This window comes from Streptomyces sp. NPDC021019 (assembly GCF_044333295.1).
GTDB lineage: Bacteria > Actinomycetota > Actinomycetes > Streptomycetales > Streptomycetaceae > Streptomyces.
On record NZ_JBIRQR010000001.1, the window covers coordinates 1,399,006 to 1,424,657 of the forward strand.

A 25,652-nucleotide genomic window follows, 5' to 3' on the forward strand; every position below is an offset into this window, starting at 1 on the left:
GAAGCACCACCATGAGCACCTCCCGCCTGCGCACCTTCGGCACCCGCACCGCCGGCCCCGGCAACCCCGTCTACATCACGGGCGAGATCGGCATCAACCACAACGGCGACCTCGACAACGCCATCGCGCTGATCGACGCGGCCGCCGAAGCCGGCTGCGACGCCGTCAAGTTCCAGAAGCGCACCCCTGAGATCTGCACCCCGCGCGACCAGTGGGACATCGAGCGCGACACCCCCTGGGGCCGGATGACGTACATCGACTACCGCCACCGCGTCGAGTTCGGCGAGGCCGAGTACACCGCCATCGCCGAGCACTGCGCCAAGCGCGGCATCGACTGGTTCGCCTCCCCGTGGGACACCGAGGCCGTCGCCTTCCTGGAGAAGTTCGACGTCCCCGCCCACAAGGTGGCCTCCGCCTCCCTCACCGACGACGAGCTGCTGCGCGCCCTGCGCGCCACCGGCCGCACGGTCATCCTCTCCACCGGCATGTCGACCCCGAAGCAGATCCGCCACGCGGTCGAGGTCCTCGGCAGCGACAACATCCTGCTCTGCCACGCCACTTCCACGTACCCGGCGAAGGCCGAGGAGCTGAACCTGCGGGTCATCAACACCCTCCAGCAGGAGTTCCCGAACGTCCCGATCGGCTACTCCGGCCACGAGACCGGCCTCCAGACCACTCTCGCGGCCGTCGCGCTCGGCGCCACGTTCGTCGAGCGCCACATCACCCTGGACCGCGCCATGTGGGGCTCCGACCAGGCCGCCTCCGTCGAGCCGCAGGGCCTGACCCGCCTGGTCCGCGACATCCGCACCATCGAGCAGTCGCTCGGCGACGGCGTCAAGAAGGTGTACGAGTCCGAGCTCGGCCCGATGAAGAAGCTCCGCCGGGTCGCGGGCGTCGTCGCCGAGACCGAGAACGCGCCGGCCCCCGAGCCGGTCGCGGTCTGAGCGCCGACCGGTGAACCTCGCCTTCGTCGAGAGCCCGGTCCAGCTCCTGAACGTCCTGGAGTGGGTGCACACCCAGGGGGGAGACGATCCGGCCGCCACCACGGTCGTCGTCCTCCCCCCGGTCGACCCGATGTCGCGCGGTCAGCTGCGCCGGATGGCGGAGCTGGCCCGCGACGAGGGCATCGCGGTCCGTTGGCAGGAGGCGCGCGGCGAGTCCGGCGCGCCCCTGAAGGCCCTGCGCGCCCTGGCCGGCCTGGTCCGGCGCGCGGACCACATAGTGATCGGCGACCCGTTCTCCCGCTATGTGCAGCTCCTGCTGACCCTCGTCCGCGCCGACCGCCTCACGGTGGTCGACGACGGCACGGCCACCATGGAGTTCGTCGCCCAGCTGGCCCGGGGCGAGCGCCTCACCCGCTGGCACCGACGGGGCCGCACAGGACCGCGCGAACTGGTCCTGGCCCCGGTCACGGCGACGGCCCGCCGCCGCTTCACCCCGACGGCGGACCACACGGTCGAGGTGTTCACCGCGATGCCGGTCGAGGCTCCGCCCGGCATCGTGGTCACCCCGAACACCTTCGCCTGGACCCGCGCCCGCTTCGGTCCGCCCAGCATCGGCAGGGGCGCTGACCTGGTCGGCACCTCCCTGGTCGAGACGGGCGTCGTCGACCCCGTCCCGTACCAGGAGGCGGTCACGGCCCTGGCCCGCACCCACGGAGCCACCCGCTACTTCGCCCACCGCCGCGAGTCCGCCGAGAAGCTCCACGCCCTGGAAGCCGCCACCGGCCTGGAGATCGTCCGCCCGGACCTCCCGCTCGAACTCATCGCCCGCCGCGGCCCCATCGGCCGCACGATCGTCAGCTTCCCCTCCACGGTCGTCCACACCCTCCCGCTGGCCCTGGCCGGCACGGGCGTGAACGTCGCGGTCTGCGACATCGCCCCGGAATGGCTCCGCACCACCGCCTCGCCCCGCGCCCAGGGTTTCCTGAGCGGGGTCACGGAGACGGCGCGGGGGGTGCAGCGGCTGTCTTCGGTGGCCCATGCGTAGGGCCCCCGCCGTGGCGGGGGCCCTGGGGGAGTCAGGCGTTCCTCGGGGGAACGCCCGGCCGGTCCGGGGGAGTCACCCGATCGCCCGCCCCTGCCCGAAGCCGAAGCCGCCGTCCGCCGCCACGCGGCCCGGCCACAGCGTCAGGGTGCCGTCCTGCGTGCGGCCGTGCAGATCGGCGACACCGTCGCCGTCGAGGTCGCCGACCGTGTCCAGCGCCGGACGGGCGGCCACGGTGAAACCGGTGCCGATCAGCACACGGTTGGCGGGGTCGCCCCAGCCGGCGGGGTCCGCTCCGCCGTCCGTGCCGCTGCCGCCGCGCACGCTGTAGAGGTCGCCGGTGGCGTTCGAGCGCAGCCACAGGTCGGCAGAGCCGTCACCGTCGAGGTCGCCGGGCGCGAGGACGGTGAAGTCGTCCCAGTCCGAGCCGCCGACCGCCACCGGCACGTCCAGCCGCATCCCGTACATGCCGTGGTAGATCCACAGCCGCCCGCCTTCCCGGACGAGGAGATCACTCCTGCCGTCACCGTTCAGATCGCCGGGCGCGATCACCTGCTCCGCGTCGCCCCAGTGGTCGTCACCGGTCCAGCCGGGCTCGCCCACACAGCCGTAGTCCTCGTCCGGGACCGGGCAGTCGACCGTCAGAAGCTGTCGGCCCCGGGTGCCGTCGATCCTTCCCAGGCCGCTGTTGGAATGGACCCAGAGCTGTTTCTGCCGCGCGTTGGGGTTGTACTCCAGCGTCACCAGGTCGACGTATCCGTCGTCGTCCCAGTCGGTCCGGTAGGTGGTGCCGGCCCCGGGCGCGGTCAGCCCCGCGCCGGCCGCGGGGGCGAAGGTTCCGTCGCCCCGGCCCGCGTAGGTGAGCAGCTCGCCCCGGTCGTCCAGGCTCCAGATGTCCTTGGCGCCGTCCCCGTTGAGGTCGCCGGGGGCGTCGGGGGCGGTGATGCCCCGGGCGTAGAAGCGGTACGTGGTCGTGTCCGAGCGGTTGCCGGAGCGGTCGAGGCTGTGGACGTACATCATGTGCGGGCCGCCGGTCAGCGGAGTGGCCGTCACCTCGGCCGTCCCACCGGGGGAGGCGGAGACCTTCCGCCGCTGCGCGTCGAAGGTGCTGTACCAGACGTACTCGACGACGTCGTCCACGCCGTTGGCGCCGAAGGTGAAGGTGCCGGGGGTGCGGGCGGCCCCGGTCTCCGCGGGCCATCCGGCGTCCCCGTCGGGGAACTCCTCCGAGGAAACGGTCGGTGGCTGGTCCGGCCGCACGCGGTCGACGGAGAAGACGCAGTAACCGGTCCAGGCGGAGGCGGCTCCCGCCGGGTCCGTCGCACGGACCCGCCAGCGGTAGTCGCCGGAAGGCAGGTCGATCGAGGAGGCCGCGGCGATGCCGCCCGCCGTGGCGGTCACCGAACGCTCGGCCACCGGGCCCGTGCCGTCGGCGTCGAAGACCTGGAACTGTGCGGTGAGCGAGGGCGATTCGGCGTCCTCCACCCGGGCCATGAGGGTCGTCGAGGTGTTGCCGATGAATCCGCCCGCGCACTCGGTCGGGGGGCTCGTGGCCAGGCGGTCCGGTATCCCGGGGGGCGTGTTCGCCAGGCTCGCGCGGTCGACGGACGCGGCGGTACGGGAGATGCCCGGCGCGGCCGCGGCGGCGGGCGGGGCCAGGGCGGCGACCGTACCGAGGGACGCGGCGACGGCCACCAGGAGCGTGCCGTGACGCAGCCGTCTCTTCACTCTGTTCGGGGCGGAGTCGGACCGTCTGTTCATAGAGCTCCTCACGGGATGTTCACGAGTTCTTCGCGATCCTATGAGGCCCCCGCCGTGGTGTCCTGTGCCTTTTCCACAAGGGTGCGGACCCCGGCCCGCAAGACGAACCGGTATACCCGCAACCACCCTGCGTCACACGTCCTCACACGGAATTCGTTCGCCTGAGCGGCTGAAGTTTTGTTGATCTGTGGCCAGTTGAGGGGGCAAGGGGCCTACGCTTCCTAGGGTGAACCAGTTGAAGTCCCGCGCCTCCCGCCCCCACGACCCGGCCGGCCAGTCCGGGGGAGGTGCGCTGCCCGGCAGGCTCTCCGACGAACTGCGTGCCGAGCTGATCGCCTTCCGCCGGGATCTGCACATGCATCCCGAGCTGGGCAACCAGGAATTCCGCACCACCGCGGCCATCAAGGACCGGCTGGAGAAGGCCGGGCTGAAGCCGAAGGTCCTCGCCGTCGGGACCGGGCTCATGTGCGACGTGGGGGAGTGGGACGGGGTGACGCCCATGCTGGCGTTGCGGGCGGACATCGACGCGCTGCCGATCCCGGACACCAAGGCGGGCGTGCCCTACCGGTCCACCGTGCCCGACCGGGCGCACGCCTGCGGGCACGACGTGCACACCACCACCGTGCTCGGGGCGGGGCTCGTGCTCGCCGGTCTCCACCGGGAGGGGCTGCTGCCCCACGCCGTACGGCTGGTCTTCCAGCCCGCCGAGGAGGTCCTGCCCGGGGGCGCGGTCGACGCGATCGAGTCCGGGGTGCTGGAGGGCGTCGGGCGGATCATCGGCGTGCACTGCGACCCGAAGGTGGACGTCGGGCGGATCGGGCTGCGGATCGGGGCCATCACCTCGGCCTGCGACCGGCTGGAGGTCACCCTCGACGGGCCCGGCGGGCACACCGCACGGCCGCACCTGACCACCGACCTGGTAACCGCAGCCGCCCGGATCGCCGTCGACGTGCCCGCGCTGCTCGCCCGCCGGGTCGACGCCCGCTCCGGGCTCGCGCTGACCTGGGGGCGGCTGGAGACCGGGCACGCCCCCAACGTCATCCCGCAACACGCCGAGCTCTCCGGCACCGTCCGCTGCCTGGACCTGGACGCCTGGCGCGCGGCCCCCGACCTGGTGCACTCCGCCATCGACGAGGTGGCCGGAATGCACCGGGCCAAGACCGTCATCAACTACGTGCGCGGGGTGCCGCCCGTGGTGAACGACGCCGAGTCCATCGGCCTGCTGGACGCCGCGATGACCGAGCGCCGCGGATCGTACGCGATCGAGGACACCGAGCAGAGCCTGGGCGGCGAGGACTTCTCCTGGTACCTGGAGCGGGTGCCCGGCGCGATGGCCCGCCTCGGCGTCCGGACCCCGGGCGACACGCGCGGGCTCGACCTGCACCGCGGCAACTTCGACGTGGACGAGGAAGCCATCACCGTGGGGGTCGAGCTGTTCACCGCCGCGGCCCTGTTCGACGGGAACCGTTAGCGGAGCGTTGACGCGGTCTTCGTGGGCCGTTCGTGGACCCGCGGGAGACCTTCTGTTCACGACGATCCGGTAACGGCTTCCGTACGTGCTCTTATCTGACATCTACGCGCGTTACGATCGCCGCGAAACCAGCGCCGGAAGAGGCGCTTCGGTCAGGTTTGAAGGAGCCTTCCCTTGCGCCGGATCACCAGGATCACCACCGTGGGCATTGCGTCCGCGGCGCTTGCTCTCAGTGTCACCGCCTGTGGCGGAAAATCGTCGTCGGACGCGGGTTCCGACTCGGGCGGCGAAAAGGCCGCCATCGCCTACGACATCGGCGGCCGTGGCGACCAGTCGTTCAACGACGCCGCCTACGCCGGACTCGACAAGGCGCAGAAGGAACTCGACGTCAAGGGCAGCGAGGCCGAGCCCTCCGACGGTGAGGGCGACGCGGACAAGGTCCAGCGCCTCACCGAGCTGGCCCGCTCCGGCAACAACCCGGTGATCGGCGTCGGCTTCGCCTACGCCCCCGCCATCAAGAAGGTCGCGCCGAAGTTCCCGAAGACCACCTTCGGCATCATCGACGACGCCTCGGTGACCGGCGACAACATCGCCAACATCGTCTTCAACGAGGAGCAGGGCTCCTACCTCGCCGGCGTCGCCGCCGCCAAGGTCACCAAGACGAAGACGATCGGCTTCATCGGCGGTGTCGAGACCCCCCTGATCAAGAAGTTCGAGGCGGGCTTCATCCAGGGCGCCAAGGACACCGACCCCGCGGTCAAGGTCCTCCCGCAGTACCTGACGCAGCCGCCGAACTTCGACGGCTTCTCCAAGCCCGACCTCGGCAAGGCCGCCGCCCAGGGCCAGCTCGACAAGAAGGCCGACGTGATCTACTCGGCAGCCGGTCTGGCCGGCTCCGGTGCCATCGAGGCCGCCTCCAAGGCCGGCAAGTGGAACATCGGCGTCGACTCCGACCAGTACCAGCAGAAGGGCCTCGCGGCCTACAAGGAGTCCATCCTGACCTCGGTCACCAAGGACGTCGAGGACTCGGTGTTCAACCTGATCAAGTCGGTCCAGGACGGCAAGCCGACCACCGGTGAGATCCGCTACGGCCTGGACAAGGACGGCGTCGGCCTGTCGATGTCCAACCCGGCGTTCGCCAAGATGACCGACGTCATCGCGGCGGTCGACAAGGCCAAGCAGGAGATCATCGACGGCAAGATCACCGTCAAGACCGCTCCGTAAGCAGCTCGGAGGCCCCTGCCGTACAGCTGGTTTCCTCAAGGCCCTGTCCGTCCCCGCGCCGCACTCCGGCCCGTGGACGGGCGGGGCCGCGGAACCGTCCCGGCCGTACGGGCAGGCTCCCCGCCGCGGAACGCGTAGATCCCGCGGCACCTCCCGAGCTCTCGCACCCGAAGAAGATCCGCCTCTCGCAGTGCTCTCCCACCCGGTCCGGACCGCGCGTCCGGACCGTGACGTGCACCTGTGTTTCACGATTCGGCAGCGCTACGCGTGTAGACAGCCCTCCGGCGCGATAACTTCACCCCCGCCCCTCAGAGCCCCCCAGCCCCTCCGCCCCCGCTCCTGTCCGGCCAAGGAGAGTGCGTCATCAACGCGTCCAGCAGTCCCCCTGCCGTAGAACTGCACGGCATCACCAAGCGCTTCCCCGGCGTCGTCGCCAACCACGACATCGACATCACGATCGGCAAGGGCACGGTCCATGCCCTCGTCGGTGAGAACGGCGCCGGCAAGTCCACCCTGATGAAGATCCTCTACGGCATGCAGAAGCCGGACGAGGGCACCATCGCGATCAACGGCGAGCAGGTCTCGTTCTCCAACCCGGGCGACGCCATCGAGCGGGGCATCGGCATGGTGCACCAGCACTTCATGCTCGCCGACAACTTCACCGTCCTGGAGAACGTCGTCCTGGGCGGCGAGAAGCTGTACGGCATCGGCACCGGCGCCCGGAAGAAGATCAAGGAGATCTCCGACGCGTACGGCCTGGGCATCCGGCCCGACGCGCTCGTGGAGGACCTCGGGGTCGCCGACCGGCAGCGCGTGGAGATCCTCAAGGTCCTCTACCGGGGCGCCCGCATCCTGATCCTGGACGAGCCGACGGCGGTCCTCGTGCCGCAGGAGGTCGACGCGCTCTTCGCCAACCTGCGCGAGCTCAAGGCCGAGGGTCTGACCGTCATCTTCATCTCGCACAAGCTGGGCGAGGTGCTCTCCGTCGCCGACGACATCACGGTGATCCGCCGCGGCACGACCGTGGGCACCGCCGACCCGGCGTCCACCACCACCAAGCAGCTCGCCGAGCTGATGGTCGGCAGCGAACTGCCCTCGCCGGAGACCCGCGAGTCCACCGTCACCGACGTGCCGATGCTGCGCGTGCAGGACCTGGCGCTCACGGTCACCGACCCCGACGGCACGGTCCGCGACGTGCTCGCCGGCATCGACCTCACCATCCACCAGGGCGAGGTCCTCGGCATCGCCGGGGTCGAGGGCAACGGGCAGACCGAGCTGATCGAGGCCCTGATCGGCATGCGCGACCCGGACGGCGGGGTGATCACCCTCGACCAGGACGACATCTCACACGTCCCCACCCGCAAGCGGCGCGAGGCCGGCATCGGGTACATCCCCGAGGACCGCCACCGCCACGGCGTCCTGCTGGACGCCCCGCTGTGGGAGAACCGCATCCTCGGCCACGTCACCGAGAAGCCCAACAGCCGCGGCTGGCTGCTGGACAACAAGGCGGCCCGCGCCGACACCGAACGGATCGTGCGCGAGTACGACGTGCGCACCCCCGGCATCGAGGTCACCGCGGCCTCCCTCTCCGGCGGCAACCAGCAGAAGCTGATCGTCGGCCGCGAGATGAGCCACGCGCCCAAGCTCCTGATCGCCGCCCACCCCACCCGTGGCGTGGACGTCGGCGCGCAGGCGCAGATCTGGGACCAGATCCGCGAGGCCCGCCGGGAAGGTCTTGCCGTCCTGCTGATCTCGGCCGACCTGGACGAGCTGATCGGGCTCTCCGACACCCTGCGCGTCATGTACCGCGGCCGACTGGTCGCCGACGCCGACCCGGCCACCATCACCCCGGAGGAACTGGGCTCGGCCATGACCGGCGCCGCCACCGGGCACCTCGAAAGCCCGGAGGACGAGGCCCGATGAAGAAATTCGACAAGGACCGGCTGATCCTGGGCTTCGCCGGCCCGGTGCTCGCCCTGGTCGTCGCCCTCGCGCTGACGACCGTGGTGCTGCTCGCCTCCGGCCGGAACCCCTTCGAGCCGTACCGGATCATGTTCGAGTCGGCCGGCTACGTCGACGTACAGGTTCTGATCGTCAACCAGGCCGGTACGTACTACCTCGCCGCACTCGCCGTGGCCGTCGGCTTCCGGATGAACCTCTTCAACATCGGCGTCGACGGGCAGTACCGCCTCGCCGCCATGATGGCCGCGCTGGTCGGCGCGAGCGTCAGCCTGCCGGGACCGCTGCACATCGCGCTGATCGTGGTCGTCGCGATGCTGGTCGGCGCGTTCTGGGCGGGCATCGCGGGCTTCCTCAAGACGACCCGCGGGGTGAGCGAGGTCGTCTCGACGATCATGCTCAACTCGATCGCCACCGCCCTCGTCGCCTGGCTGATCCTGCCGAAGAACTTCGGCGAGCAGCCGGCCGGCTCCAACAACCTGACCACCGGTGAGATCCCGGAGTCCGGCTGGTTCCCGGGGCTGCCGATGGGCGACCAGGCCGGGGAGATCTACGGCTTCACGTTCGTCGCCGCGGGCTGCGGGCTCCTGTACTGGTTCGTGCTGAACCGCACCCGGTTCGGCTTCGACCTGCGCGCCACCGGCGCCAGCGAGAGCGCCGCCCAGGCGTCCGGCGTGGACGCCAAGAAGATGATCCTCACCTCGATGCTCATCTCCGGTGCGGTCGCGGGCCTGGCCGGTATGCCGACCCTGCTCGGCGACACCCACACCTACAGCCTCGACTTCCCCACCGGTATCGGCTTCACCGGCATCACCATCGCGCTCCTGGGCCGCAACAACCCGCTCGGCATCGCCTTCAGCGCCCTGCTGATCGCCTTCCTGGACAAGTCGTCGGCCTCGCTCGACCAGTACGGGTACGAGAAGGAGATCGCCACGATCATGCAGGGCCTGATCGTGATCTCGGTCGTCGTCTCCTACGAGCTGGTCCGCCGGTACGGCATCCGCCGCCAGCAGCAGAAGGTCGGCGAGGAGCTCGCCGCCGGCCATGCCATCAAGACCGAGAAGGAGGCGGCCCTGTGAGCACGAGCAAAGCCACCGCCGCACGCGTCGCCCCCACCAAGGGCGGCGGCCGCCGCAAGCTCTCCCTGCCCGTCGTCCTCCTGATCATCGCGGGCGCGCTCGCCCTGGTCTCCCTGGTACGCCTCATCAGCGGCGCCAACGACGTCACCTCGGTCGGCCAGGTCGCCGGCGCCCTGGAACTGGCCGTCCCGATCGGCCTCGCCGGGCTCGGCGGCCTGTGGGCCGAGCGCGCGGGCGTCGTCAACATCGGCCTCGAAGGCATGATGGTCCTGGGCACCTGGTTCGGCGCCTGGGCCGGGTTCCAGTGGGGCCCGTGGGTGGGCGTCCTCTTCGGCATCCTCGGCGGCTGCCTCGGCGGCCTGCTGCACGCGGTCATCACCGTCACCTTCGGCGTGAACCACATCGTCTCCGGTGTGGCCATCAACATCCTCGCCGTCGGCGTCACCCGCTACCTGTCCAACTTCGCCTTCGACGGCATCCAGGGCGGCTCCTCCAAGCAGTCCCCGCGCATCGATCCGATCGACAAGATCACCGTCCCAGGGCTCTCGGACTGGTTGCAGGACCTGCAACAACAGCACTGGTTCCTGGTCTCCGACATCGCGGGCATCCTCGGCGGCCTGATGACCGGACTCTCCCTGCTGACCGTCGTCGCCCTGCTGCTGATCCCCGCCACCTGGTGGATCCTGTGGCGCACCCCGTTCGGGCTGCGGCTGCGCTCCTGCGGCGAGTCCCCGGTGGCCGCCGAGACCCTCGGCGTCAACGTGTACAAGTACAAGTACATCGCCGTCACCGTCTCCGGCGGTCTGGCGGGCCTCGGCGGCGCGTTCCTCGCGATCGTCGCCACGGGCATCTACCAGGAGGGCCAGACCGGCGGCCGCGGCTACATCGGGCTCGCCGCGATGATCTTCGGCAACTGGATGCCGGGCGGCATGGCGCTCGGCGCCGGGCTCTTCGGCTTCACCGACAGCCTCAAGCTGCGCGGCGGCGCGGAGAACGTCCACGCGATGCTGCTCCTGCTGGCGGTCCTGCTGGTCATCGCGGTGTTCTGGCAGCTGTACCGGAAGAAGTACGTCGCCGCGGTGATCTCGGCGGCCGTCTCGGCGCTGCTGTTCACCTGGTACCTCCTGACCGACCAGGTGCCGAGCCAGTTCGTCGACGCCGCCCCGTACGTCACGACGCTGCTGGTCCTCTCGCTCTCCGCGCAACGGCTGCGGATGCCCAAGGCGGACGGCGTGCCGTACCGCAAGGGCGAGGGCAAGTGACGCCGCCCGCCGCCGGTGGCACGTCCTCCGGCGCTTTCGGCGAGGCCGACTGGGAGGCCCTGCGGGTCGCGGCCCGGGACGCCATGTCCCGCGCGTACGTCCCCTACTCGCGCTACCCGGTCGGCGTCGCCGCCCGGGTGGACGACGGCCGCACGATCACCGGCTGCAACGTGGAGAACGCCAGCTACGGCCTGTCGCTCTGCGCCGAGTGCGGTCTGGTCTCCGCGCTCCACGCCACCGGCGGCGGCCGGCTGACCCACTTCACCTGCGTGGACGGCACCGGGGCGATCCTGGTGCCGTGCGGCAGGTGCCGGCAGCTGCTGTACGAGTTCGGCGGCCCGGAGCTGCTCCTGGAGACGCCCGACGGGCGGCGCACGCTGGACGAGATGCTGCCCCAGGCGTTCGGCCCGCAGCACCTCGCCTGAACCCCGTTCTCCTCGGCGGTGGCCCTTCCGTTTTCCTGGAAGGGTCACCGCCCTCCCTCATCTCTATGCGCGTAGAGTCAGTGAGGACTCTTGCGTACGCACCCGGCCGGAAGGATTCCCATGGACGCCATCTCCGTCATCCGCACCAAGCGGGACCGAGGCGAGCTGACCCCCGAGCAGATCGACTGGGTCATCGACGCCTACACCCGCGGCGAGGTCGCCGACGAGCAGATGTCCGCCCTCGCCATGGCGATCCTGATCAACGGGATGAACCGCACCGAGATCGCCCGCTGGACCGCCGCGATGATCGCCTCCGGTGAGCGGATGAACTTCGACGCGCTGTCCCGCCCGACCACCGACAAGCACTCCACCGGCGGCGTCGGCGACAAGATCACCCTGCCGCTCGCCCCGCTGGTCGCCGCCTGCGGCGCGGCCGTGCCGCAGCTCAGCGGCCGGGGCCTCGGCCACACCGGCGGCACCCTGGACAAGCTGGAGTCCATTCCCGGCTGGCGGGCCCACCTCTCCAACGCGGAGATGCTGAACGTCCTCGACACCACCGGCGCGGTCATCTGCGCCGCCGGTGACGGGCTGGCCCCCGCCGACAAGAAGCTGTACGCGCTGCGTGACGTCACCGGCACCGTCGAGGCGATCCCGCTGATCGCCAGCTCGATCATGTCCAAGAAGATCGCCGAGGGCACCGGCGCGCTCGTCCTGGACGTCAAGGTCGGCTCCGGCGCCTTCATGAAGACCATCGAGGACGCCCGCGAACTGGCCTCCACCATGGTCGCGCTCGGCACCGACAGCGGGGTGCGCACGGTCGCGCTGCTCACCGACATGTCCACCCCGCTCGGTCTCACCGCGGGCAACGCGCTGGAGGTGCGCGAGTCCGTCGAGGTGCTGGCCGGTGGCGGCCCGAAGGACGTCGTCGACCTGACCCTCGCCCTCGCCCGCGAGATGCTGGACGCCGCCGGGCTCAAGGACGCCGACCCGGAGAAGGCCCTCGCCGACGGCTCCGCCATGGACGTCTGGCGCCGGATGATCTCCGCCCAGGGCGGAGACCCGGACGCCACGCTCCCGACCGCCCGCGAGCAGCACATCGTGACCGCGCGCTCCTCCGGCGTCCTGACCCGCCTGGACGCCTACGACGTCGGCGTCGCCGCCTGGCGCCTCGGCGCGGGCCGTGCCCGCAAGGAGGACCCCGTGCAGGCGGGCGCCGGCGTCGAGCTGCACGCCAAGCCCGGCGACACCGTCACCGAGGGCCAGCCCCTCATGACGCTGCACACGGACACCCATGAGAAGTTCGACTACGCGCTGAAGGCGCTGCCCGAGGCGTACGACATCGCCGCGGCCGGCACATCGTTCGCACCGCTGCCGGTGGTGCGGGAACGCATCGCCTGACCTGCGGATTCCCCATACGGGTGGACGGGACCGGTGGACTGCCACCGGGGCGCTCCGGCCGCCCGACCGCGACGCTGTACGGAGAGCCGGAGGGCGGTACGTACCGGGTGCTGGAGACCGTCGAGTACGGACGGAAGCTGACCCTCCCCGATCCGTTCGGACTGGTCCTGGACACGGGCGTCTTCCCCATCGGCTGACACCTGTACGGCCCGCCGCACGGAGAGGATCCGTGCGGCGGGCCGCCGTCATTCGAGCGTGAACTACCGGACGTGTCGCGTCACTTGCCGAAGTACGCGCTGTAGATCTTCACCGACGAGGTGTTGCCCTTCTTGTCGGTGACCTTGGCGGAGAAGGAGATCGCCTTGCCCTTGGCAGGGTTCTTGACGGTGATCTTGCCCTTCTTGACGGTGACCTTCTTCCAGGTCTTGCCACCGTTGTAACTGACGTACGTCTTCAGTGACTTCAGGTTCTTGCCGGCGGCCGCGCCGTGCACCTTCACCGGCACCGGGACGGTCTTGCCCGCCTTGACCCGGCCGTCCGCGCCCACGGCCGGGGTGAACCGGACGGTGGAGGCGGGCAGCATGGTGAACGAGGTCTTCTTCGAGCGGAACGTCCAGGCCGCGTCCACCCGGGTGGAGAGCGGGTTGACCCTCGCGCTGTGCTGGACCGTGGTCGTCAGCTTGTAGTCGGCCGCGCCCGCCGGGACCCGGAAGGGCTCGCCGCCGACCAAGGGGTCGCCGTTCTGGCCGAGCTTCTTGCCGTTGCGGTACAGGACGGTCTTGGCCGACGTGAACGGCATCCCGCCCTCGTTGCCCTGGCCGTCGGCCAGCAGCGGGAGAGCGCCGGTGATCTCGTTGCCCTCACGGACGATGCCGAGGTCCTTGCTCACCAGCGGGCCGAACACCGCGGTGTTCACCGTCTTCCTGTACGTCCTGCCCGCCTTGTACTTCGCCACCGTGCCGACCTGGTAGCCGGCCTCGTACGTCGGCCAGCCTTCCGCGTCGACCGGGCCCAGCTGGTCGAAGCCGAAGCTCCACGCCACCTTGTCCGCCGTGGAGACGTACAGCGTGCGGGTGCCGGGCAGCCTCTGCTCGGACGCGTGGGACCAGCCGCTGTCATGCGTGGGCAGGTAGGGGAAGGCGGTGACCGTGCCCTTCTTCTTCGACGCGGCCGAGCCCATGGCGACCTTCACCTTGGCCAGTTGTCCGGCGGTGAACTTCCGGCTGTAGCCGGTCGCGAGCCGCTCGACCCTGCCGCCGACCGCGATGTCGTACTCGGTCGACGCGCCCTTGGTCCAGGTGCCCGACCAGTGCTGGGCGAGCGAACCGTCGGTGATCCGCGGGCCGACGTGAAGCGTGCGGAGGCCGGCCGGCGAATCCACCAGCCGGCCGAAGGAGACCGCGTCGTTCTTCGACGCCACCGAGTAGTCCGGGAAGAACATCCGGCTCTTCGCCTTCGCGTCCGGCACCGTGACGCTCACCGGCTTCGCCTTGCGGGCGTCGAACGTCAGCGAGGTGTTCTGGGTGACCGCGAGTTTCGGTCGGGCGATCCAGTCGGCGCCCTTGGTGACGTCGTCCGGGTCCTTGTACACCATGGAGTCGACCGCGTACGTGCCCTTGGGGACCCGGATCTTCGCCGTGCCGTCGACGACCTCCGGGTTCAGGAAGGGGTAGCCTTCCCCGGCACCGAAGCGGTAGAGCGTGCTCTCCGCGTGGGCGGCCGGACGGCCGTCCCGCCCGAGGTGCTTGACCGTGACGTCGTAGCTCTCCACCTCACGCTCGACCGCGGCGGCCGTGCGCACGGTCTGCCCGCCGCCGGTGGCCACCAGGTAAGCGGAGTACGTACCGTCGGCGGTGCCGCCGAGACGGGTGTCGGCGGTCAGCGTGACCTCCGCCGTGCCGCCCGCCGGGACGGTGACCTCGTCCGCGCCGAGCGTGAAGAAGCCGGCCGGAGCGGGCTTCCCCGTCGGGCCGGCGCCCGCCACCTTCAGACCGAGGGTGACGTCGCTCGTGCCGAGGTTGCGGTACGTGACCTTCTCGGTGGCCGGCTCGTCGTCGGCGTGCGGCCACTGCTGCACCCCGAAGGTCACCGAGACCGGGTCGGCGACGACGGTCTGGGCGATCGCACGGTCCACCGCGATCCGGCCGGAACCCTGCTGGAACGGGTGGTACGCGCCGGGCTTCGTGGACGCGGTCAGCGCGCCCTTCAGCTCGGCGTACGCCCAGTCGGGGTGCTGCTGCTTGAGCAGGGCGGCCGCGCCCGCCACATGCGGGGTGGCCATCGACGTACCCGAGATCGTCGCGTAGCCGGCGGGGTTCTCCCCCACCTCATCCGCGATCAGCGATCCGGACGGGATGGCCGCCGTGGTGTCCACGCCGGGGGCCGTCACGTCGGGCTTGATCGCCCCGTCCCCGATCCGCGGGCCCCGGCTGGAGAAGTCCGCCAGCTTGTCCCGGTCGTCGACCGCGCCCACGGTCAGCGCGGCGTTCGCGCTGCCGGGCGAGCCCACCGTGCCCGCGCCGTCGCCGTCGTTGCCCGCGGCGATGGCGAACAGGACGCCCTTCTCGGCCGACAGCTTGTCGACCGCGGCTTCCAGAGGGTCCACCTCCGGAGTGTCCCTCCCACCGAGGCTCAGGTTGACGATGTCGGCGCCCTGGGCGACCGCCCACTCCATTCCGGCCAGGATGCCGGAGTCCTCGCCGAAGCCGTTGTCGTCGAGCACCTTGCCCGCGAGCAGCTTGGCGTCCGGAGCCACGCCCTTGAACTTCCCGCCCGACCGGGCTCCGGTGCCCGCCGCGATCGACGCCACGTGCGTGCCGTGGCCGACCCGGTCCTTGGTGTCGGCGGAGGCGCTGAAGTTCTTCTCCGCGAGGATCTGGCCCTTGAGATCGGGGTGGGTGGCGTCCGTCCCGGTGTCCAGGACCGCGATCTTGACGCCCTTGCCGGTGAATCCGGCCTTCCACGCCGCCGGGGCGCCGATCCGCGGGACGCTCTTGTCGAGGCTCGCCCGGCGCACCCCGTCCAGCCAGACCCGGTCGATGCCGGCCGCGGTGGTGAGCCGCTCACCGCCCGCGCGTCGGTCGGTGAGCGCCTTCCAGATGGCCGGCGCGTCGGCGGTCGGTGTGGTCACCGACTCGGCGTTCAGCGACGTCAGGCTCCGGCCCACCTCGGTGGAGCCCGCGTCGCGGACCTGCGCCCTCGCGGTGGCGGCCTGCTTGCCCCGGTAGCCGACGATCAGCTTCAGGCCGTCGCGCTGGGCCCGGAGGTTCTCCGGGCGGCTCAGCTCGGTGACGTCGAACAGCCGCCGGTCGAGCTTGCCGGAGACGATCAGCCGGTGGGCGTCGGCCGGGATGACGAGTGTGTGCCCCTTGTTGCTCATCCGCTGGACCGGGATGTGCTCCCGGCCCTTCGCGGGCCGGAAGGCGACCGGCTTGCCCTGGGCGTCGACGGTGACCCGGTCGCCGGTGACGAGGGTCAGCTGACGCAGCTCCCTCTCCTGGGCAAGGTCCTGGGCGCCGGCGCCGGACGTCCCCCTCGGATCCGGCTGGGCGACGGCGGACGAGGTCATGCCCGCCGCCAGTGCCACGGCCACGGCAGTGGCGACCGCCGGTATGCGCGCGGTTCTCACGTGTCTGCGCAACTCTCCCCCTGGAGAACTCGATGGTTTCTCGGTCCCGTCGGTCCGCAGAGACGCAGGAACGGCGGCTGCGGCCCGTCGGTTCATCGAACTAGAGGGACTGCTGGGGGTGTTGGTTCACGGCAGGGGCGCGAGGAATTCACAGTTGTCGCAAAACGGCCCCCTCCGTGGCAGGGTCGCCCGGAGGGGGCCGATGAATTTCGCCCGCCGGTCCGGTCTGCCTGGTGTGGATACCGAGAATCCGATCGCCCTGACCGTGACCGGTCGGGTCAGCCGCGCCGTCGTACCCGGCCTCTGCGTCGAGCTGGAGCGCGCCCTCGCCGACCCGCGCGGGGCTGCCCTTGATCCGGGAGCGGCGGTGGACTGCGATGTGGGCGGGGTGATCCGGCCCGATCTGACCCTGGTCGAGGCGGTGGCCCGCCTCGCGCTCGTGGCCCGCCGGTCCGGACGCACGCTGCGGCTGCGCCGCGTGCCCCCCGAACTCCGCTCGCTGCTGGACCTGGTGGGGCTGGCCGACGTGGTGGCCCTGGACGAGGGCCCGGAGGGGCGGGTGCCCGACCCGCGCTGACGTCGGGCACGCACGGGCGCCGGACCCGTACGGCTCCCGGCCGCGCGCCTGCGTGCGTACGGCTGTCGGCCGGGAGCCGGTCGGCCAGACCGAACAGCGGGAACCAGCGCGGGACGTCCAGGAAGCAGTGCATCCCGGTGATCGCCCCGTCCTGGATGTCGATGACCTGGACCGCCCACGGCACGAACCCGTCCCCGTCCTCGGCGGGCTTGTAGTGCGCGAAGCCGGGGGAGCCGTTGGCCAGGACGGGCACCAGCTTGGAGCCCGCGCACGACGCGCCGATGGAGGTCATGAACCCCGTGATGTCCCCGGTGCCCCGGAGCCACAGGTCGAACGGCGGCATCGTCATCACCGCGTCCTCATGGAGCAGCGCGGTCAGGGCGGCCATGTCGTATCCCTCGAACGCCTTCACATAGCGCTCCAGGAGCTTCTGCTGCTCCTCGTCGAGGGGGTCCGCCACATCGCCCGCCCGGCCCTCCGTCTCGGTCAGCGTGGCGCGGGCCCGCTGCAGGGCGCTGTTGACCGAGGCGACGGAGGTCTCCAGCAGCTCGGCCACCTCCGCGGCCTTCCAGGCGAGGACCTCGCGCAGGATCAGCACGGCCCGCTGCTTGGGCGGCAGGTGCTGGAGGGCGGCGACGAACGCCAGGCGCACCGACTCGCGCGCCACGGCCGCCTCCGCCGGGTCCTGGACCGAGGGCAGGATCCGGCCGTCGGGCATCGGCTCCAGCCAGACGTTCTCCGGGCGGGGGCTCAGCGCGGCCTGGGCGAGCGGTGTGGGACCCGTCAGGTCGACCGGGCGGGCCCGCTTGTTGCCCGCGTTCAGCATGTCCAGGCAGACGTTGGTGGCGATCCGGTAGAGCCAGGAGCGCAGCGAGGAGCGGCCCTCGAACTTGTCGAAGTTGCGCCAGGCCCGGACCAGGGTGTCCTGCACCGCGTCCTCGGCCTCGAAGGCGGATCCGAGCATCCGGTAGCAGTATCCCGTCAGCTCGATCCGGTGCCCTTCCAGACGGCTGTCGATCCCGGGGGCGTCGGCGCTCCCGGCGCCCGCCGCCGCTCCTGTGGCCGTCGTCGTGGTCAGATCGCTCATCGCTCCACCCCTGTCGCGCGCAGCCGCGCTGTGGCATCCGTCACCCGGTACGTCGGAAGCTACCGCAGGCCACTGACAGCCGGGGCGGAAAGAGGACAAGGGGTGCCCGGCGGCCGTGGCCGCGGCCACGATCCGTCCGGCACCCCTCAAGGCGTCCCGCCTGCCGAGCGCGTCGCTCAGGTCCCGGGCTTGCGCCCGTACACGTACACGTCGTCGCCGTTCTTCAGCAGTTTCCAGTATGCCTTCGCGTCGGCGGGGCGCATGTTGACGCAACCGCCGGAGCCCGGCGGGTTGTACATGGACTTGGTGACCGAGTGGAACGCCTGGCCGCCGTCGAAGAACTGGGAGTGCGGCATCCAGACCTTGTAGATGGTCGACCAGTGCTTGATGTTGCGCCAGTAGATCTTCTTGGACCCGGTCCGGGTCTCCACGCCGTTCCGGCCGGTCCGCACCGGAACCGGTCCGTACGTCAGCTTCTTGCCGTCCTGGATCCAGCTCAGCTGCCGCGTCAGGTCGACACAGGCGATGCGCCCCTTGTCGGTGGGGCACTTCTTCGCCTTGTTGGGGTTCTTCCCGGCCGCCTTCTGGGCGAGCATCGTGTTCATCGTGCGCCAGGTCAGCGGACCGGCGTAGCCGATGGTGGGGGTGATCCCGTGCTTCTTCTGGAACTTCTGGATCGCCTTGCAGTCGGCCGTCGACTGCTTGCCGTCCACGGGCCGCTTCAGGAACTTCTCGACCTGCTTCTGGTGCGGTCCCACCGACTTCGTGCAGGACGCCGCGTGGGCGGCGGTGCCGGTGCCCAGGACCAGGGCCGGAGCGGCCACCAGTCCGGCGACGGACAGGGCCACCCCTCGTCGCAGAGGTCTTCCGGATATCTTCGCCGTGACTCGCATGCGCGCCAACTCCCCTTCACCCACAGTGCGTTGCTGGTTACGCCTGGTAGACGTGCGAAGGGGTGCGGTGGTTGCGCGCCGGTATGTCTCGGTTGCGCTTCAGTGCGCGGCGGGGACGAGCGCCCGCCGCTCCGCGCGCGCCACCCGGGTCCCGTACAGGGTGATCGAGACGACCCCGAGCACCGCGAGCAGCCCCAGGGCCACCGTCGCCGCCCAGCCCCCGGCGTGGAAGGCGACCGCGCCCAGCGTGCCGCCCGCGCTGGAGCCCAGGTAGTACGCCGACTGGTAGAGGGCCGACGCCTGTGCCCGGCCCGTCGTCGCGGTGCGGCTCACCGACGACGAGGCGACCGCGTGCCCGGCGAAGAAGCCGGCCGTGATCAGCACCAGGCCCAGCAGTACGGTGGCCAACTGGTCGGCCAGCGAGAGCAGCAGCCCGGCCGCCGTGGTGGAGACCGCCAGATAGAGCGCGCCCCGGCGACCGAGGCGGGCCACCAGGCGTCCGGCGGCGGCGGAGGAGACCGTGCCGACCAGGTAGACCAGGAAGATCGAGCCGATCACGCCCTGCGGCAGGCTGAACGGCTCCTCGACCAGCCGGTAGCCGATCACCGTGTAGACCGCGCCGAACACCGTCATGAACAGCGCGCCGATCGCGTAGAGCCGGACCAGCAGCGGGTCGGCCAGATGCGTGGCGACGGTCTTCGCGAGGGCCTTCGGGTTCAGCGAACCGGGACGGAAGTTGCGCGCCTTCGGGATGAGGAAGTGGAAGGCGACGGCGCACGCCAGCGCGAGCAGCCCGACCGCCGCGAGCGCGGCGCGCCAGCCCCAGGCCTGGGCGACCCACCCGGTGAGGATGCGCCCGCTCATACCGCCGATGCTGTTGCCCGCGACGAACAGTCCGATCGCGGCGATCAGCGCCTTGGGCCGCACCTCTTCCGCGAGATACGCCATCGCGGAGGCCGGGAGCCCGGCGAGCGCCGCACCCTGGACGGCGCGCAGCGCGATCAGCGCGCCCATCGAGGGGGCGAAGGGCACCAGCAGTCCGACGAGCACCGCGATCACCAGCGACGCCGTCATCAGCTGCCGCCGCCCGAACCGCTCCGACAGCGCGCTCAGCGGCAGCACGAACAGGGCCAGGGCCCCGGTCGCCGCCGAGACCGTCCAGCTCGCCTGCCCGGCGCTCGCGTCGAACGACGCGGAGAGCGCGGGCAGCAGCGCCTGGGTGGAGTAGAGGAGCGCGAAGGCCGCGACACCGGCGGCGAAGAGGGCGAAACTCATCCGGCGGTAGCCGGGGCGGCCGGGCTCCAGGCGCTCGTGGGTGGCGGCGGCGGGCGCGGCGGTGGTGGTGACGGGGGACTGCGGGGCAGAGGCATCCACGACGATGGTGGATGCCCCGGTACTGGCGGGAGGCATACGTCGAAAGTAGAGCGAGACGTTTCATGCGTCCAATGCACAGAACTGCGATAATCAATCCCATGGCGCATGAACGCAGCTCAGGGCCGTGGCTGTCACCCAGTAGTTACGAAGAAGACATCCGGGCCGTACTCGCGCCCCGCCTCGCGTACTTCGAGGCGGTCGCCCGGCACGAGCATGTGACCCGCGCCGCACACGAGCTGGGCGTCCCGCAGTCCACGCTCTCGCGGGCCATGGTCCGGCTCGAAGCGGACCTGGGCGTCGCCCTGTTCGCCCGCAAGGGCCGCACCGTCTCGCTCACCCCGGCGGGCCGCACCTTCCTCGGTTCGGCGGAACGGGCCCTGGCCGAGGTGGAGAAGGCCGCCGACTCGGTCCGGGCGGACGCCGATCCGACGACGGGCCGGGTCTCCTTCGGCTTCCTGCACACCATGGGCTCGGAGACCGTGCCCGCCCTGATCCGCGCCTTCCGGGCCGACCACCCCAAGGTCCGCTTCCAGCTGGTGCAGAACTACGGCGAGGCGATGATCGAACGGCTGCGCGCGGGCGGCCTCGACCTCTGCCTCACCTCACCCGTGCCCGACGCCCCCGACCTGGTCGCCCGCCGCCTCGACGAACAGCGGCTGCGCCTCGTGGTCCCCGACGACCACCGCCTGGCGTCCCGCCGGCGCATCCGGCTCGCGGAGGCCGCCGACGAGACGTTCGTCACCCTGGAGCCCGGTTACGGGCTGCGCCGGATCACCGACGACCTGTGCGCGGAGGCGGGCTTCACACCCCGGGTCGCCTTCGAGGGCGAGGAGGCGGAGACCCTGCGCGGGCTGGTCGCCGCCGGGCTCGGGGTGGCCCTGCTGCCGCCGCCCGCGGTCGCCCGCCCCGGCGTCGTCGAGCTGACGGTCACCGCACCGCGCGCCGCCCGCGAGATCGGGGTCGCCTGGCTGGACGGCCACCCCGACACCCCGCCGGTCGCCGCCTTCAAACGCTTCCTGCTCTCGCGCCGGGGCCACCTGCTGCCGGACTGAGCGGGCACGCGGCGGGCGGCGTCCGCACCCTGCCCGGTGCGCGGTCGGCGACCCGGGGGCCGCTCGTCCTTCTCTACGGGACAGCGAGAATGTCCCGGTGACCCGTGACCGTGCGTCCTCCACCGGGCCCTCCCGGCCCGCCCCGTCCGCCCTGCCCCCGCACCCGTCCGCGTCCGCGTCCGCGTCCGCAGGCCTGAAGGGCGTCGTGCTCGCCGCCGTGGTCGGCTCGGTGATGCTGCTGGCCTCGGCGGTGCTCTTCGCGCTGCTGCCCGGACAGCTCTCCGAGGCCCGCGACTTCCGGGCCGCGCGGCCGTGCGCGGAGCTCGGGGGCTCCGCGGCGGAGAACGGCGACTGCCTCGCCGAGCGGCCCGCCACGGTGCTCGGCACGGAGGCCCGCCGCCGGGGCAAGGGCCACGCCCGCTGGGTCACCCTCGACCCGGGCCGGGGCAGCGAGCCGTTCCACGTCCGGCTGCGGGGCGAGCGGCCGGTGTGGGAGAAGCTCGCGCCGGGCGACCGGGTCACCGTGTCCTCCTGGCGCGGCCGGACGGTCCAGGTGGTGGCGGGGGAGGCGCGCCAGGACGCGATCGACCGGCCGGGCCCCGGCGCGATCGTCCGGCTCGCCGTGGCGCTGGCCCTGCTGATCGTCGGATGCGTCTTCGTGCGGTCCGCGTTCTGGTGGAACGGCCGCCGCGTGCCCGGCGCCCCGGCCGTCCGGGCCGCGCAGGTCACCGTGCCGATGGTGGCGACGGCGTCGGCGGTGGGCGTCGCGGTCACGGCCGCGGTCACCGTCGAGAGCCTGCCCCTCGCCCTCCTCGCCACCGCCGCCGGCTGCGCGGCCCTGTGGGCGGCCTCGGCGTGGCTGCTCCGCCGGCCGGCCCGCGGACGCACCGCCCGGGGCACGGTCTCCGCCCCGTAAGGCGCTCAGTGCCGCAGGGAGCGGCCGAACCCGGCGGCCAGGGGCATCCGCAGCCCCAGCGGCGGCGGTGCGGCGAGCGCGTCCGCGACCGGGCGGGCATAGGACCGGGCGAAGAGCGAGCCACGTACGAAGTCGGCGGCCAGCGCCGTCACTTCGGAGCGGTGCTGGCGCAACGCATGGCCGTCGGAATGGACTTCGAAGCGACAGGTGTCCCGGTTGGACTTCTTCGCCCGCTCGGCCAGCCGGTAGGACAGCTCCGGGTCGGTGCGCTCGTCATTGGTGCCGTGCACGATCAGCACCCGCCGCCCCACCAGTTGCTTCACCGGCTCCGGCTCGGCCGCCGCCCGCTCCGGCAGCCACGGGGCCAGCGCCAGGACCGAGGTGACCGCACCGTGCCCGGCCGCCCGCAGCGCGGCCCGCCCGCCCATCCCGTGGCCGGCCAGGCAGACCGGTACGTCGCCGTACCGGCGCTGCACCTCGTCGGCCGCCCACGCGGCGTCCTCGACGGGATGCGCGTCTCCGGCGTTCCAGCCCCGGCTGCGGTAGCGCAGCACGTGCACCGCGAGCCCGTCGCCCACCCCGGCGCGGGCCAGGGAACGGGCGAACGGCAGCTGTGCCACGTACGCCAGGGGGGAGGGGCGACGGTGCGAGTCGGCCCGGCCGTCCGGAAGCAGCAGAACCACGCCGCTGACCTCGTCCATCGTTCCGGCCGTCCGAACGGCCCGTCCCAGCCTGGCATCGGGCGAGGAGAGTGCGCGCTGTCCCATGACAGAACAGTGTCAGAAGGAGAGGTGTACTCCACCCGACTTCGCGGTCACTGTTACGCATCGACATCAGGCGCTCTACGCGCGTAGGCGCTAGAGTGCCAAGATGACGAGCCAGACCCCGAACGTCCCTGATTCCGACCAGATCCGGCGCGCCCCCAAGGTGCTGCTCCACGACCACCTCGACGGCGGCCTGCGGCCGGGCACCATCGTCGAGCTGGCCCGCGCGCAGGGTTACGACTCCCTCCCCGAGACCGAGGCCGACAAGCTCGGCATCTGGTTCCGCGAGGCCGCCGACTCCGGTTCGCTGGAACGCTACCTGGAGACGTTCGCCCACACCTGCGCCGTCATGCAGACCCGTGACGCGCTGTTCCGGGTGGCCGCCGAGTGCGCCGAGGACCTCGCCGAGGACGGCGTCGTCTACGCCGAGATCCGCTACGCCCCCGAGCAGCACCTGGAGGGCGGCCTGACCCTCGAAGAGGTCGTCGAGGCCGTCAACGAGGGCTTCCGCGAGGGCGAGCGCATCGCCCGTGCCCACGGCCACCGCATCCGCGTCGGCGCCCTCCTCACCGCGATGCGGCACGCCGCCCGTGCGCTGGAGATCGCCGAACTCGCCAACAGCTACCGCGACCAGGGCGTCGTCGGTTTCGACATCGCGGGCGCCGAGGCGGGATTCCCGCCCACCCGCCACCTCGACGCGTTCGAGTACCTCAAGCGCGAGAACAACCACTTCACCATCCACGCGGGCGAGGCCTTCGGCCTGCCGTCGATCTGGCAGGCGCTCCAGTGGTGCGGCGCCGACCGCCTCGGCCACGGGGTGCGGATCATCGACGACATCGAGGTCGCCGAGGACGGCTCGGTCTCCCTCGGCCGCCTCGCCTCCTACGTACGGGACAAGCGCGTCCCGCTGGAGATGTGCCCGACCTCCAACCTCCAGACCGGCGCGGCCACCTCGTACGCCGAGCACCCGATCGGACTGCTGCGGAGACTGCACTTCCGGGTCACCGTGAACACGGACAACCGGCTGATGAGCGGCACGAGCATGAGCGGGGAATTCGAGCGGCTGACCGAGGTCTTCGGATACACGCTCGATGACATGCAGTGGTTCACCGTCAATGCGATGAAATCAGCTTTCATTCCTTTCGACGAACGTCTCGCCATGATCAACGACGTCGTCAAGCCCGGCTACGCGGAGCTGAAGTCCGAGTGGCTCTTCCGCCAGACCGCTGTGACCAGCGGTTCCGCGGTCTCCGCGGGCTGAGATATCCGACAGGGAATAGGGCCGGGAAGGGAAACCCCGGCCCTTTTCCGCGTGTCGGGATGTTTGCGATAAGGGCAGCGGGATGGCTAGCTTGCAGAGCCGCTCACATCCCCTTCCCCAAGGATGAACTCTCCATGAAGAAGTCTGCTGCCAAGACTCTCGGTGTCGCCGCTCTCGGCGCCGCTTTCGCCGCTGCCGCCGCCGGCAGCGCCTCCGCCGCCCCCGCGCTGCCGCTGGACGCAGCGGCCGGGGCGCTCCCCGTCTCGACGATGGCGCTCGACACCGTCGCCAAGTCGGCCCAGAACGCGCCGGTCCAGGAGACCGTCGGCAAGGTCCTCGGCGGCGACGCCACCGACGCGGCCGCCCCGGTCACCGGTCTGCTCGGCGGCCTGCCCACCCAGGGCCTCACCGCCAACGGGATCCCGCTCGGCGGCTGAGAGGCTCTCGGGTGACCCCGGGGCGCGCACCGGCCCAGCGGCGCCGCCCGTACCTGCCGGTGGGGCGCACACCCTGGTCCAGGGGGTGCGCCCCACTGTGCGTATCTGCTCCCCGTGGTCCGGCGCGTCACCAGGCCGTCGCGGAGGAGGCGGACTTCTCCGACGGCAGCAGCGCCCACAGCGCCAGGTAGAGCAGGAACTGCGGGCCGGGCAGCAGACAGGAGACGGCGAAGATGACGCGCATCGTGTTGGCGGAGATGCCGAAGCGCCGGGCGAGGCCCGCGCACACCCCGCCGATCATGCGGCCTTCGCGGGGGCGGACAAGTGCGGCCATGGTGGGCTCCTTCGTGAACCGTGGTGTGAGGAGCGGCCTCGTGCGCTCCCCGATGTATCCATGGTGCGCCGCGAAGGGGGACAAAGCCTCGCTCTACGGGGCGAGGCCGACCCCGGTAATCGTCGGGGTCGACCCCCCAGGGGCCTCGTCCCTGAGACGGGTCTCCTGCCGGTAGTGGGGCAGGTCCCGTACCCCCGGCAGGCCCCGGCGGCGCAGCCGCGCCCGGCAGACCGGGACGACCAGCAGATGGGCCAGCACCACCCCGGTGGTGTTCAGCAGCAGCGAGTCGATGTCGACGATCTGACCGGGGACCCCGGTCTGGCCCAGTTCGATGGCGAGCGAGATCAGCGCGCCGGCGGCGGCCGTGCGCAGCAGTGAGACCCAGGGGGAGACGAAGATCCGGCCCCCGGCCATCGGCAGCAGCACCCCCAGCGGGGCCAGCAGCAGCAACGCCCCGCCGATCCGGCGGGCCGCCTCTGCCGGTCCCAGCGCGAGGTCCGCCCTGATCCCGGCGAGCGGCTCGAAATTCGCCGCCGTGATCCAGGGAACGTCCAGCGGGCGCAGCGTCAGCCACCCGACGAACAGCAGATGCGCGACAAGGAGAGTGACCCCCGCCGCGCGGAAGTGGATGACGGTCTCGCCGTCCGAACTGTGACGCACGTCCACCAAGACGCCGTGACCGGCAGGATCGGTTCCGCGCCGTCGCGGCCCGCCTCCCGGGCGGCTCCCCCGGGCAGCCCGTCTTCCCGCACCGGGAGGGCGCC

The 25,652-nt window shown here is 71.6% G+C and carries 21 protein-coding genes and 2 pseudogenes; 15 read left to right on the forward strand and 8 right to left on the reverse strand.

The annotated features are described in order from the left end of the window. Nucleotides 1-11 precede the first annotated feature (11 nt). Together ACH4RG_RS06545 and ACH4RG_RS06550 are read left to right on the forward strand one after the other, a co-directional pair. A complete protein-coding gene (locus tag ACH4RG_RS06545; RefSeq protein WP_329356084.1) occupies nt 12-944 on the forward strand; it encodes an N-acetylneuraminate synthase family protein in 933 nt (310 codons plus the stop codon). Between the two features lie 10 nt (nt 945-954). After that, nucleotides 955-1,989: a hypothetical protein gene (locus ACH4RG_RS06550; RefSeq protein WP_398539199.1), complete on the forward strand. Its 1,035-nt coding sequence runs from the start codon at nt 955-957 to the stop codon at nt 1,987-1,989. Between the two features lie 72 nt (nt 1,990-2,061). On the opposite strand, the gene ACH4RG_RS06555 is transcribed toward ACH4RG_RS06550, so the two are convergent. After that, complete coding sequence (locus ACH4RG_RS06555) at nt 2,062-3,747, reverse strand: FG-GAP repeat domain-containing protein (protein ID WP_398539200.1); 1,686 nt, start codon at nt 3,745-3,747, stop codon at nt 2,062-2,064. Nucleotides 3,748-3,982: 235 nt separating this feature from the next. Between ACH4RG_RS06555 and ACH4RG_RS06560 the strand changes: the two genes are divergently transcribed. The 8 genes and pseudogenes from ACH4RG_RS06560 to ACH4RG_RS06595 all read left to right on the forward strand — a co-directional run. Continuing rightward, on the forward strand, nt 3,983-5,218 hold the full coding sequence (locus ACH4RG_RS06560) for an amidohydrolase (protein WP_397920580.1): 1,236 nt from the start codon (nt 3,983-3,985) through the stop codon (nt 5,216-5,218). A 174-nt stretch (nt 5,219-5,392) separates the two neighbouring features. Continuing rightward, nucleotides 5,393-6,442: a BMP family protein gene (locus ACH4RG_RS06565; RefSeq protein WP_397929748.1), complete on the forward strand. Its 1,050-nt coding sequence runs from the start codon at nt 5,393-5,395 to the stop codon at nt 6,440-6,442. Nucleotides 6,443-6,781: 339 nt separating this feature from the next. Then, nucleotides 6,782-8,365: an ABC transporter ATP-binding protein gene (locus tag ACH4RG_RS06570; protein ID WP_397920582.1), complete on the forward strand. Its 1,584-nt coding sequence runs from the start codon at nt 6,782-6,784 to the stop codon at nt 8,363-8,365. Further along, entirely contained in the window at nt 8,362-9,480 is a 1,119-nt protein-coding gene (locus tag ACH4RG_RS06575; RefSeq protein ID WP_397920172.1) for an ABC transporter permease, read from the forward strand. The genes ACH4RG_RS06570 and ACH4RG_RS06575 overlap by 4 nt, the downstream gene beginning before the upstream one ends. After that, the gene (locus ACH4RG_RS06580) at nt 9,477-10,742 is read left to right on the forward strand and encodes an ABC transporter permease (protein WP_397920174.1); all 1,266 of its coding nucleotides are present in this window, start codon (nt 9,477-9,479) and stop codon (nt 10,740-10,742) included. The genes ACH4RG_RS06575 and ACH4RG_RS06580 overlap by 4 nt, the downstream gene beginning before the upstream one ends. Further along, a complete protein-coding gene (locus ACH4RG_RS06585) occupies nt 10,739-11,167 on the forward strand; it encodes a cytidine deaminase (protein WP_069752628.1) in 429 nt (142 codons plus the stop codon). Before ACH4RG_RS06580 ends, ACH4RG_RS06585 begins: the two co-directional genes overlap by 4 nt. A gap of 120 nt (nt 11,168-11,287) precedes the next feature. Continuing rightward, the gene (locus ACH4RG_RS06590; RefSeq protein WP_398539201.1) at nt 11,288-12,565 is read left to right on the forward strand and encodes a thymidine phosphorylase; all 1,278 of its coding nucleotides are present in this window, start codon (nt 11,288-11,290) and stop codon (nt 12,563-12,565) included. Between the two features lie 38 nt (nt 12,566-12,603). Beyond that, nucleotides 12,604-12,762: pseudogene (locus ACH4RG_RS06595) on the forward strand (Uma2 family endonuclease); the annotation flags it as partial. A gap of 80 nt (nt 12,763-12,842) precedes the next feature. Here ACH4RG_RS06595 and ACH4RG_RS06600 read toward each other — a convergent pair. After that, nucleotides 12,843-16,133, reverse strand: a complete 3,291-nt coding sequence (locus ACH4RG_RS06600; RefSeq protein ID WP_398539401.1) for a S8 family peptidase — start codon at nt 16,131-16,133, stop codon at nt 12,843-12,845. Between the two features lie 262 nt (nt 16,134-16,395). Between ACH4RG_RS06600 and ACH4RG_RS06605 the strand changes: the two genes are divergently transcribed. Next, complete coding sequence (locus ACH4RG_RS06605) at nt 16,396-16,770, forward strand: STAS domain-containing protein (RefSeq protein ID WP_397920178.1); 375 nt, start codon at nt 16,396-16,398, stop codon at nt 16,768-16,770. Nucleotides 16,771-16,831: 61 nt separating this feature from the next. Here ACH4RG_RS06605 and ACH4RG_RS06610 read toward each other — a convergent pair. The 3 genes and pseudogenes from ACH4RG_RS06610 to ACH4RG_RS06620 form a co-directional block, all read right to left on the reverse strand. Beyond that, nucleotides 16,832-17,857 (reverse strand): annotated as a pseudogene (locus ACH4RG_RS06610) (sigma-70 family RNA polymerase sigma factor); the annotation flags it as partial. Nucleotides 17,858-18,033: 176 nt separating this feature from the next. Then, entirely contained in the window at nt 18,034-18,750 is a 717-nt protein-coding gene (locus ACH4RG_RS06615) for a L,D-transpeptidase family protein (RefSeq protein ID WP_397920182.1), read from the reverse strand. A 99-nt stretch (nt 18,751-18,849) separates the two neighbouring features. Further along, complete coding sequence (locus ACH4RG_RS06620) at nt 18,850-20,160, reverse strand: MFS transporter (protein ID WP_397920184.1); 1,311 nt, start codon at nt 20,158-20,160, stop codon at nt 18,850-18,852. Nucleotides 20,161-20,222: 62 nt separating this feature from the next. Here ACH4RG_RS06620 and ACH4RG_RS06625 point away from each other — a divergent pair, with 62 nt between their 5' ends. Both ACH4RG_RS06625 and ACH4RG_RS06630 read left to right on the forward strand, forming a co-directional pair. Beyond that, on the forward strand, nt 20,223-21,176 hold the full coding sequence (locus tag ACH4RG_RS06625) for a LysR family transcriptional regulator (RefSeq protein ID WP_397920186.1): 954 nt from the start codon (nt 20,223-20,225) through the stop codon (nt 21,174-21,176). A 97-nt stretch (nt 21,177-21,273) separates the two neighbouring features. Further along, nucleotides 21,274-22,092, forward strand: coding sequence for a hypothetical protein (locus ACH4RG_RS06630; protein ID WP_398539202.1), 819 nt, complete (start codon nt 21,274-21,276; stop codon nt 22,090-22,092). A 5-nt stretch (nt 22,093-22,097) separates the two neighbouring features. Here the strand turns inward: ACH4RG_RS06630 and ACH4RG_RS06635 are convergent, their stop codons facing one another. Continuing rightward, a complete protein-coding gene (locus tag ACH4RG_RS06635; protein ID WP_397920190.1) occupies nt 22,098-22,859 on the reverse strand; it encodes an alpha/beta hydrolase family protein in 762 nt (253 codons plus the stop codon). Between the two features lie 103 nt (nt 22,860-22,962). Between ACH4RG_RS06635 and ACH4RG_RS06640 the strand changes: the two genes are divergently transcribed. Together ACH4RG_RS06640 and ACH4RG_RS06645 are read left to right on the forward strand one after the other, a co-directional pair. Continuing rightward, a complete protein-coding gene (locus ACH4RG_RS06640; protein ID WP_397920192.1) occupies nt 22,963-24,117 on the forward strand; it encodes an adenosine deaminase in 1,155 nt (384 codons plus the stop codon). Between the two features lie 134 nt (nt 24,118-24,251). Next, on the forward strand, nt 24,252-24,554 hold the full coding sequence (locus tag ACH4RG_RS06645) for a hypothetical protein (protein WP_397920194.1): 303 nt from the start codon (nt 24,252-24,254) through the stop codon (nt 24,552-24,554). Nucleotides 24,555-24,681: 127 nt separating this feature from the next. Here ACH4RG_RS06645 and ACH4RG_RS06650 read toward each other — a convergent pair whose 3' ends face one another. Further along, nucleotides 24,682-24,888, reverse strand: a complete 207-nt coding sequence (locus tag ACH4RG_RS06650; protein ID WP_397920196.1) for a PspC domain-containing protein — start codon at nt 24,886-24,888, stop codon at nt 24,682-24,684. A gap of 93 nt (nt 24,889-24,981) precedes the next feature. Then, complete coding sequence (locus ACH4RG_RS06655; protein ID WP_397920198.1) at nt 24,982-25,554, reverse strand: VanZ family protein; 573 nt, start codon at nt 25,552-25,554, stop codon at nt 24,982-24,984. Nucleotides 25,555-25,652: the final 98 nt, after the last annotated feature.